Below are 10,043 nucleotides of genomic sequence, written 5' to 3' on the forward strand. Positions count from 1 at the left end.
TATAACAAGTCACTGAAAGAAATTAGACCACCGTAACTGGTGGTTTTTTCTTGCCTAAAATAAAATCCCTCGCCTCGGTTTATATAAAAAGGTACAACCCTCAAAGTAGCTCAACTTTACTTGTTGATATACGCGCAAATTAAATATATCTTGATGTACATAAACTTATTATATTTTAAATTAAAAACCAACCCAGCTAGGAGAACAGTTATGCTGACGCGTGTAGAAAAAGCTCAACAGAAATGGGGTGGTAGCCACACAGTAATTGATAAATGGCTAAACGAACGCCAAGAACTTATTGTACTTTACTGCAAAATTGCAGGCTTTACGCCATACGAAAAGCAAGATCAAGCATTGCCAGAGCCAAAACTAATTGAATCATTTTGCCAGCTTTTAATGGATTACCTATCTGCAGGCCATTTTGAAGTATATGACGATATAGCAAAAGCATGCGAAAAAAAGGGCTTACAAAGCCAAGAGCTTGCAAACTCTATTTACCCGCGTATTTCTAGCACAACCGATGTGGCGTTAGATTTTAATGATAAGTACGCAGAAGTAGGTAAAGAAGACTTATTGAAAGATTTTGATAATGACTTATCTGTTATTGGTGAGGCATTAGAAGCTCGTTTTGCACTTGAAGATGAGCTTATTGATAACTTGTTTTCTAATCACACGAATTAATACGTTACTTACGCATATTAAAAAAGGGACCTAAGGTCCCTTTTTGCATTTACACAATAAGCTTATTATTGTGCTGGTGCTTCTTCATTTTGAATTTCAAGTAATTCAACTTCAAATACAAGTGTTGAATTAGCTGGAATCTTACCTAAGTCACGGTCACCGTAAGCAAGTTCTGAAGGAATAGTGAACTTGTACTTAGAACCCACTGACATAAGTTGTAAACCTTCAGTCCAACCCGCAATTACGCGGTTAAGAGGGAAAGTTGTCGGTTCGTTACGCGCATATGAGCTATCAAACTCAGTACCGTCTAATAAAGTCCCTTTGTAGTGTACTTTAACTACATCAGTTGCCACTGGCTTTTCGCCATCGCCTTCGCTAAGTACTTCGTACTGTAGACCCGACTCAGTTACTGTAACGCCTTCTTTTTTAGCGTTGTCAGCTAGGTATTTAGCGCCTGCTTCTTTACTTTTTTCAGACTCTACTTTAGCTTTTTCTTCTTGCTTAGTACGTACTGATGTATCTAGTGCAGTTAATACTTCGCGAATTTTTTCTTCGTCAATTTTTGCATTACCAGCAAGCGCATCTTCAAAACCACGAATTAAAAGTGCTTGGTCTAGTTCAATACCAATTTCTGATTTGTCTGCTAGGTCTTTATTTAAAAAGTTACCTACAGATGCACCAATACCGTATGCTTGTTGCTGTTCTACAGTGTCTAATTTAACTTCAGCTTGTTCTTTTTTTGCTTCTTGATTACAAGCTGTAAGCGCTAAAACTGACGCTGCAATCAATGACAATCTAATCGTCTTTTTCATTTTAAATCTCCGACATACTTTGCAGTTGTCATTTTAATGTATTATTACTAGTGAAAGATTAACGGCCCACATGATAGGCTGCTTGTTTAATGACTAAATTCCATATTGTTAGCTAAACTAAAAACATATCCAGTGATTAGACAAACAACCTAGGCATTTAACGCGTCCTAGTCTAACCTCTCAGTCACTAAGAGTTAAGGGGAAATACCTGTAATATGTCGATATTTCGTACTTTTTTAATCGTATTTAGCTGTTTTTTAGCCATCGCCTGTACCGATAATCAACAACACTCTGTAGCAAGTTACGAACATGCTGCACAAGGTGCGTTTTCATCAACAGTTTCAAACGATGGTAAATACAGTTTGATCTCCTCTATCAACCATGGGGTCGCCCTGTGGGATAATCAACAGCAAGTGCTAAAATACCAATGGTTTCAGCAGCAGTCACAAGACAGCCTAGTGTACGCTGTTGCCATTGCTTTTGATAACAGCGTGGCAGTTACCGCCGAAAAAACCACATTTGCTGTGTGGGATATAACCACAGGCAAAAATAAAGGTTATTACAAAATACAAAAAGCCAGTATTCGCGATATTGCTATTAGCAATCAAGGCCGTAGTGTTTTATACGGCCGTAGCGACGGCGTTGTCGTATTTGTAAACCTAGAAACTGGGCGTCGTATTGAGTTTTTAGGTCATCAAGATAAAGTTAACACTGTTGACCTATCACCTAACGGACGCTTTGCTTTGAGTGGCTCTAACGATTATGTTGCTTACTTTTGGGATACACGTACAGGGCAAGTAATTCATCGTTTTAATCACCCAACGCGTGTTACCCAAGTAACGCTCGATCCACAAGGTCGCTATGCGTTTACGGCCGATAGTATGGCACAAGCAAATGTATGGAAGCTGACTACAGGTGATCTTGTGAGTAAACTGAAGTATATTGCGCGTCAGAAAATTTTTACTGCTGTGCGTTTTAACGAACAAGGCACTTTGCTTGCAACTGGCTCGCCAAATAAGCGCGTAGATTTATGGCAAATACCAAGCGGTGAAAAAATTCAAACTTGGCAGGTTACCCCGCGCGAAGGCAGCAAGCCTAAATCGGCGGTGGTGCTAGATGTGACATTTACAGATAACGGTAAGTCGTTGTTAACCGAAAGCTCCAGCGGTATCGCAGAGCGATTTATTATACGAGAGAATAATGAACACAATTGAACATCGCTTAATGGAACTTGAAGCCAAAGTGGCTTTTCAAGACGAAACAATTGAAGTCTTAAATGATGAAATAAAAGTGCACCAGCAACTGTTAGCAAAAATGAAACGCCAAACTGAGCTGCTAGCAGAAAAAATTAAAGAGTCGCAGTCATCATCGTCTATGATGTCTGAAGCACCTGAGCCGCCTCCACCGCATTACTAAAACCGGTAAAAATTAGGCAATAAAAAACCGGGTTAGTCGCCCGGTTTAAATACACCAATTACTTGTTCAAATTGGCGAGTAGACGCCTGAACAGCGTTATCTGGTTGCGCCATTTTATGGCCACACTCAACACACTCTACTTTTTCAACATCATGTTCTCTGTATAGCATCATAGTATCCATGGCTTTGCAGTCAGGGCACGATGCACCAGCAATAAATCGCTTCTTTTGTCTCACAACATTTTTCCTGTGGTTTGAACTACTGCTATTTTATCGTATAACTTCACTTGTTGATACGCTTGATAAGAGCATTAAGTTCTATGTTATGATAGCGCCAACTTAACAAGGGCATAGCAAAGTAACGCATTCATGATCCAAATCTCAGAAATAGAACTACTTCGTGGCGGTAAAGCCTTATTAAAAAATGCATCAGCTACGTTATTCCCAGAACATAAAGTAGGCCTTGTTGGCGCTAATGGCTGTGGAAAATCAACGTTATTTGGTTTACTAAAATCTGAATTGCAACTCGATGCTGGTAATTGCAGTATTCCCAAAGATTGGTCTATTGCCTCGGTAAAACAAGAAACCCCCGCCCTTGAAATAAGCGCAATTGATTATGTACTTCAAGGCCACCCAGAATACTACGCAATGCGTATAGCACTGCGTGAGGCCGAGCAAAACAACGATGGCGACACACAAGCCAAAGTACATATTCAGCTTGAAAACATTAAAGGCTACAGCATTGAATCGACCGCAGGTGAGCTATTACATGGCTTAGGCTTTGCCAATAACCTTATAGAAAACCCTGTAAGCTCTTTTTCGGGTGGTTGGCGAATGCGTTTAAACCTTGCCCAAGCATTGATACGCGACGCCGATTTACTATTACTCGATGAGCCAACAAACCACCTTGATTTAGATGCTGTTTATTGGCTTGAGCGTTTTTTACGTGCTTACACTGGCACCCTTGTACTTATATCGCATGACCGTGAGTTTTTAGATGCGGTGGTTGACCAAATTTGGCATGTAGATAAGCAACTTATCAACGTGTACAAAGGTAACTACTCGCAGTTTGAACGCCAAAAAGCTGAGCGCTTACTACAACAACAAGCAATGTTTGATAAGCAACAAGATCAAATTGCGCACCTTGAGCAGTTTATAACGCGTTTTAAAGCAAAAGCCAGTAAAGCTAAACAAGCACAAAGCCGTGTAAAAGCACTTGAACGCATGGAAAAACTAGCGCCGGCACATGCCGACTCGCCATTTAACTTTGAGTTTGCAGAGCCAAAAGCATTACCAAACCCACTAATGACAATAGATAAAGCCAAAGCGGGTTATGGTGACGTCACTATTTTAAATAATATAGAGCTAAACCTTGTACCAGGTAGCCGAATTGCTTTACTTGGTAGAAATGGTGCGGGTAAATCAACGCTAATTAAACTCCTTTCTGGTGATTTAGAGCCGCAAGCTGGCGAAGTTATTCAGCATCACGGTTTAAATATTGGTTACTTTGCGCAGCATCAGCTTGAATCCCTTGATTTAAAAGCCAGTGCAATAATGCATTTACAGCGACTCGATCCTAAAGCTACTGAGCAATCACTACGTGACTTTTTAGGTGGTTTTGCCTTTATTGGCGATAAAGCCCTTGAGCCTGTAGCCCCATTTTCGGGCGGCGAAAAAGCACGTTTAGTACTTGCTATGTTGGTATATCAAAAACCAAACTTATTACTACTCGATGAGCCAACTAACCACCTTGATTTAGAAATGCGCCATGCACTGGTTATGGCACTACAAGGCTTTGAAGGCGCTATGGTTACCGTATCGCATGATCGCCATATGCTTAAAAACACTGCCGACGAGTTTTACTTAGTAGATGATGGCAAAGTAACGCAATTTGGTTACGACTTAGATGCGTATTATCAGTGGTTACTGAATGCCAATAAAGAAGCGGTTAAAGCGCAGCAAAACGACGAGCCTAAAGTAAACCCAGGTGTTAACCGTAAGGAGCAAAAGCGCTTAGAGGCGGAATTTAGAAAAGCCACTCAGCCACTTAAAAAGCAAATTGAAAAGCTGGAAAAGCAACTCGATAAATTCACCGCTGAATTAAGTGAAGTTGAAGTAGCCCTTGGCGACAACGAACTCTACAACGATGACAACAAAGCCAAGCTTAAAGAGTTATTAGCCAAGCAAGCAACGCTTACACCTAAACTTAACGACGTTGAAGAAGAGTTACTTATGGCACTTGAAGAAATGGAAGAAAAAGAGCAAGCATTCGCCGATGAACTTGCTCAATAGCGACCATTTTTGGCAATTTGCGTGCACCTTGTACGCAAAGCCTGAGCAACAAAAAACCTTGCTGGCACTACAAAACCAGCAAGGAAAAAATGTTAATTTATGCTTATTACTGCTTTATTTAGATTCATTAAATTTAAGTGTTAATGCCCAACAGTTAAATGAGTTAATAAATGTAACTAGTGAGTTTGATACTCACGCATTACAGCCTCTGCGCGCCGCACGCAGCTATTTAAAAGCTAATCAGAATACAATAAGTGATTACGCCACAATACGCGCAGAGTTGCTAAGCGCTGAGCTGAAGCTTGAAAAACAACAGCAACATATGTTGATTTCAGCAATAAATGAGTTTGAATTAGTCGAGTATGCAGAACCAAACAATATTGAGCTATATCTGAAAGCCACTTAGGTTGCTAGTTTTTATGCCCTCTTTCACTTCTCATTCTCTTTTCTTTGTGCAAAAAACCTTTAAGTGACTTATTCACAAAGAGCTTAAGAGGCGCTTCGCTTTTAGAGGAAAATAAACTAAATTACTTAGGTAAAAATATAAATATTGAGCGGTTGTTTAGCTCAGCATTTTATTACCCTGCCCTAATTTTCTTCTCTTTTTCTTCCTTTTGCGCAAAGACCTTTAAGTAATTTACTCACAAAGAGGTTAAGAGGCGCTTCGCTTTTAGAGGAAAACAAACTAAATTACTTAGATATAAATATTGAGCAGTTTATTGCTCTACCCTCATTTACTTCTCATTCTTTTCTCTTTGAGCAAAAAATCTCTAAGTGGTTTACTCAAAAAAGTTTAAAGCGCTACGCTTTTAGGGGAAGTGGAAAAGCATGAATTAAGATCAGCTCACTATTTCAAGCAAAAAACTCTCTTAGCTCTCAGTGGTAATAACTTAGTAGCCCTTAAAGCATGATCTAAATCAACTTAGCTTCGCTCCTACATCTGCTTATGTAAATAACTTGATCTCGATCACGTTGCGACCTGCAAATACCGCCTATGATTAACCCATCAACAACGAGGGGAACAACTCATGAACGTATTTTTTAGAGACTTTTTTACAGATCCAGTTTTATTTATGTCTTTTGGGTTTTTAACCATCGTTGTTTCTTTGTGTATCTTTTTTGCTTTTTTCTTTTTGAAAAAAATACATGATGCAGAAATTCCCGAACAAAATTAAGCACGACGCACTAAAGCGCCTTATTAGTTTACTAGTTAGGCGCTTTTTATTTTCTGAAGCGAAAAATTTGGTACACTAGCTTTTCGTTTAATACAAAGTGCGTAGTACAAACATGATCTCTCAGTTCAAACCAGCATGGTGGATGACCAATCGTCACGTTCAAACCATAATGCCGCGTTTTTTCCGCCCATTTCACCACACTCGCTACGAACTTGAGCAACTTGATACGCCCGATGGTGACTTTATTGAGCTCGCATGGTCACTTCCACATAATGAAACCGCACCACTTGCCGTTGTTTTGCATGGCCTTGAAGGCAATATAAATAGCTTTTATGCCAAAGGCATGATGAAGGCTTTAAAAAAACAAGGTTATGCAGTTGTGCTTATGCACTTTAGAAACTGCTCAACTGAAGTAAACCGCCTTCCACGTGCTTATCACAGCGGTGACACCGCCGATTTAGCCTTTTTTATAAATCATCTTAAGCAACAATACCCAGATAGAGCGATGGTTGCCGTGGGCTTTTCGCTTGGTGGTAATGTGCTTGCTAAATACTTAGGCGAAGAGAATACAAACTGCCCACTCAATGCAGCTGCAGTGGTATCGGCGCCTTATGACTTATCATCATCAAGTGATGTTATTCGTAAAAGCTTAGGTAAAATTTATCAAAAGTATTTGCTCGATCGCATGAAAAAGTCGATGCAACGTAAATTACCGCAAATTAAGCAGCAAATTCCTATAACTACCGATCAATTAATGAATATTGATGATTTATTAGAGTTCGATAACCAACTTACAGCACCGTTACATGGCTTTGAAAATGCCCACGATTACTATCGCAAAGCCAGTGCTATGCCGTACTTAAAAGATATCGCTATACCCACACTTATTATTCATGCCAAAGACGACCCGATGCTCTCAATTAAAGCCGTACCGAGTAGGCAAGATGTAAGTGAGCATGTTACGCTGCGCATCTCTGACAAGGGCGGACACGTTGGTTTTATTAGCGGTAAAAACCCATTTAAGCCTATATTTTGGTTAGAGAAAGCCGTGCCATGCTATTTTGGGCAACATGTTTTAGGCAATGCAAACAAAGAGCAATTATGATTATTCCTTTTGAACAACTCGATAAAGACACCCTTTACAACCTAATAGAAAGCTATGTTTTACGTGAAGGCACCGATTATGGCGAAGTAGAAGCAAGCATCGAATCTAAAGTTAACCAAGTTAAGCTACAGCTTAAAAATGGCGAAGCCATGGTATTTTTCTCAGAATTACATGAGTCAGTAACTATTATTTCGAAGGGCGAATTTAAAGCGCTGCAAAGTGAAGAGCATCAAGCACAGTCGTTTGATTAAGGCGTAGTACTTGTAACTTTTGAGTTGAACGTACACAATGGCTTTTTACCCAAAGAGCCAAAACATGATAAAACTCAGCACTCTAGTGGTAGCCATATCACTAGCATTAACTAGCCAAGCCCAAGCAGAACAAACAATAACAGCATCTGATAAGGCAATTAAACTCGCTAAAGATACCATTTTAATTGATACCCATATTGACGTACCTTATCGAATTCACGAAAGCTGGGTTGATGTAACCAAAGCAACTAGTGATGGCGATTTTGACTATCCTCGCGCTGTAAAAGGCGGTTTAAACGCACCGTTTATGTCGATTTATATTCCTGCGCATTTAGAGTTTGAGGGTAAAGGAAAAAGCTACCAGCTAGCCAATCAAATGATTGATAGTATGGAAGCCATAGTCCAGCGCGCACCCGATAAGTTTGCTATTGCTAGCTCAAGCAGTGATATAGAGGAGCAATTTAAACAAGGTAAGCTCTCTATCGCAATGGGTATGGAAAATGGCTCTCCAATCGAAGGGGATATGAAAAACCTTCAGCACTTTTACGACCGTGGCATTCGTTACATCACGCTAGCACACTCGCAAAGCAACCATATTTCGGATTCGTCTTACGATATACGCCGTAAATGGAAAGGCTTAAGCCCATTTGGTAAAAAGCTTGTCACTGAAATGAATAATATAGGCATGCTAATTGACGTATCGCATATTTCTGATGATGCGTTTTATCAGGTTATGGAGCTTTCTAAAACACCAGTAATTGCCTCTCATTCATCACTTCGTAAATACACGCCTGGCTTTGAGCGTAATATGAATGACGATATGTTATTAGCACTTAAAGAAAATGGCGGCGTTATTCAAATCAACTTTGGCTCAAGCTTTGTTACCGCTAAAGCAGGTAGTTGGGGCAAGCAATTAAAAAGTACAAAAGAGTCAGCTAAAAAAGAAGGCACTAAGTTAAGTAACGATTTTGATGCTGCGTACCGTGCTAAAAATCCGTATCCATTTGCAAGTCTTGAGCAAGTACTTGACCATATTGATCACGTAGTTGAGCTAATTGGTATTGATTATGTAGGTATTGGCTCTGATTATGATGGAGTTGGCGATTCATTACCTATCGGCTTAAAAGATGTATCTAGCTACCCAAATCTTGTCCAAGGTTTAATGGATAGAGATTACAGCGACAAAGATATTAAAAAGATTTTAAGTGGCAATTTATTAAGAGTTTTAAAACAAGCGCAAGAGTATGCTAAAAAGCATTAATCGCGAAAGTTAAATAGCAAACCTTTAGTGCTTATTGAATTTCCTTTAGTGCTTAAGTTCTTTTATGGCTTTTAAAACTGTTTCATTAATATTTTTATGCAAAGCTTGAAAGTAAATATTAGGGTTATCACTATCTGTGTTAACCCTAAATAATTCTTTAGGCGAAAAGGTCTCAACTTTCTCATTAATCGTTAGCTCGAGTCTTGAATCTGAGTCTTTCAAAATAAAGTCACATACATTAACTAGCTTTTCAGATAGCCTTTGATCTAATATTGATGCTCTTGCATTATCTTTTATTGATGATATAAGGCTGCCATACTTCTGTATATATTCATCGCGGTCAATAATTAAGCTATAGAAATCTAAAAGAAGTAATCCAGAAGTATTTTCTTTAATGTCTATATAGTCCTTCAATTCATAAAGCTTTAAGCAAAGCTCAGCGGTTAGCTGCAACTTAGAAAGTTTAACAGCCTGTTTAGATGCTTCATGTGACTTAACTGCGACTTTATACGTTATAAAAGCAATAACAGCAGTAATTCCAGCTATAATTAACGTAAGAAGATAAGCAATACTTAATTCCATATAAACCCTCTGTAAAATCGGTAAATAAATTAATATAAAAAACAGTGATAAGTCCCAGACAGGATATCTCTTATCTATTTTTTCAAGGTAGTTAAAAAAAGAGTCCAAATTAATTCCTTTTTATTTTATTGACACAGCTTTACTCTAAAAGCTTTTTTAGGATGCCCAAAGCCGCCTTATTTGGCAAATAATACCACAAAGAACTTTCCCTCAGGTTTCGTAAAACTCAACCCAAGCTATGGCAATAATGCTATACCTAGGAGCAAATCACTTTTCTTCAGGCATTAAAAAAGGCCACCTGAGTGACCTTTTTCTAACAATTAACTTTAAAGTTAATTATTACTCTACGATAGTTGCTACAACACCAGCACCTACAGTACGACCACCTTCACGGATAGCAAAACGAAGACCTTCATCCATCGCGATTGGTGCGATTAGAGTTACTGTCATCTTGATGTTATCACCAGGC

11 protein-coding genes and 1 pseudogene are annotated in these 10,043 nt (G+C 39.0%); 8 read left to right on the forward strand and 4 right to left on the reverse strand.

Going from position 1 to position 10,043, the window contains the following annotated elements:
• The first annotated feature begins 210 nt into the window (after nt 1-210).
• A complete protein-coding gene (gene rsd / locus H5090_RS20200; protein ID WP_182696586.1) occupies nt 211-681 on the forward strand; it encodes a sigma D regulator in 471 nt (156 codons plus the stop codon).
• Between the two features lie 65 nt (nt 682-746).
• Here rsd and fkpA read toward each other — a convergent pair whose 3' ends face one another.
• Nucleotides 747-1,493, reverse strand: a complete 747-nt coding sequence (gene fkpA / locus H5090_RS20205) for an FKBP-type peptidyl-prolyl cis-trans isomerase (RefSeq protein ID WP_182696587.1) — start codon at nt 1,491-1,493, stop codon at nt 747-749.
• Nucleotides 1,494-1,708: 215 nt separating this feature from the next.
• Here fkpA and H5090_RS20210 point away from each other — a divergent pair, with 215 nt between their 5' ends.
• Nucleotides 1,709-2,707, forward strand: a complete 999-nt coding sequence (locus H5090_RS20210; protein WP_182696588.1) for a WD40 repeat domain-containing protein — start codon at nt 1,709-1,711, stop codon at nt 2,705-2,707.
• Entirely contained in the window at nt 2,694-2,909 is a 216-nt protein-coding gene (locus tag H5090_RS20215) for a SlyX family protein (RefSeq protein WP_007378900.1), read from the forward strand. Before H5090_RS20210 ends, H5090_RS20215 begins: the two co-directional genes overlap by 14 nt.
• A gap of 32 nt (nt 2,910-2,941) precedes the next feature.
• Here the strand turns inward: H5090_RS20215 and H5090_RS20220 are convergent, their stop codons facing one another.
• Nucleotides 2,942-3,145, reverse strand: a complete 204-nt coding sequence (locus H5090_RS20220; RefSeq protein WP_007378899.1) for a YheV family putative zinc ribbon protein — start codon at nt 3,143-3,145, stop codon at nt 2,942-2,944.
• Between the two features lie 132 nt (nt 3,146-3,277).
• Here H5090_RS20220 and H5090_RS20225 point away from each other — a divergent pair, with 132 nt between their 5' ends.
• From H5090_RS20225 to H5090_RS20245, 5 genes are all read left to right on the forward strand, one after another.
• Nucleotides 3,278-5,200 carry an ATP-binding cassette domain-containing protein gene (locus H5090_RS20225; protein ID WP_182696589.1) on the forward strand — a complete coding sequence of 641 codons (1,923 nt, stop codon included), beginning with the start codon at nt 3,278-3,280 and terminating at the stop codon, nt 5,198-5,200.
• A complete protein-coding gene (locus H5090_RS20230) occupies nt 5,184-5,606 on the forward strand; it encodes a TIGR02444 family protein (protein ID WP_182696590.1) in 423 nt (140 codons plus the stop codon). Before H5090_RS20225 ends, H5090_RS20230 begins: the two co-directional genes overlap by 17 nt.
• A gap of 881 nt (nt 5,607-6,487) precedes the next feature.
• On the forward strand, nt 6,488-7,480 hold the full coding sequence (locus H5090_RS20235) for a hydrolase (RefSeq protein WP_024595257.1): 993 nt from the start codon (nt 6,488-6,490) through the stop codon (nt 7,478-7,480).
• Complete coding sequence (locus H5090_RS20240) at nt 7,477-7,731, forward strand: YheU family protein (protein ID WP_007378894.1); 255 nt, start codon at nt 7,477-7,479, stop codon at nt 7,729-7,731. The genes H5090_RS20235 and H5090_RS20240 overlap by 4 nt, the downstream gene beginning before the upstream one ends.
• 64 nt (nt 7,732-7,795) lie before the next feature.
• Complete coding sequence (locus tag H5090_RS20245) at nt 7,796-8,992, forward strand: dipeptidase (protein ID WP_182696591.1); 1,197 nt, start codon at nt 7,796-7,798, stop codon at nt 8,990-8,992.
• A 45-nt stretch (nt 8,993-9,037) separates the two neighbouring features.
• Here H5090_RS20245 and H5090_RS20250 read toward each other — a convergent pair whose 3' ends face one another.
• Nucleotides 9,038-9,682: a hypothetical protein gene (locus H5090_RS20250; protein ID WP_182696592.1), complete on the reverse strand. Its 645-nt coding sequence runs from the start codon at nt 9,680-9,682 to the stop codon at nt 9,038-9,040.
• 231 nt (nt 9,683-9,913) lie between these two features.
• A pseudogene (locus tag H5090_RS20255) lies at nt 9,914-10,043 on the reverse strand (elongation factor Tu); the annotation flags it as partial.

It is taken from the genome of Pseudoalteromonas sp. SR43-5 (assembly GCF_014163835.1).
Classification (GTDB): Bacteria; Pseudomonadota; Gammaproteobacteria; order Enterobacterales; family Alteromonadaceae; genus Pseudoalteromonas; species Pseudoalteromonas distincta.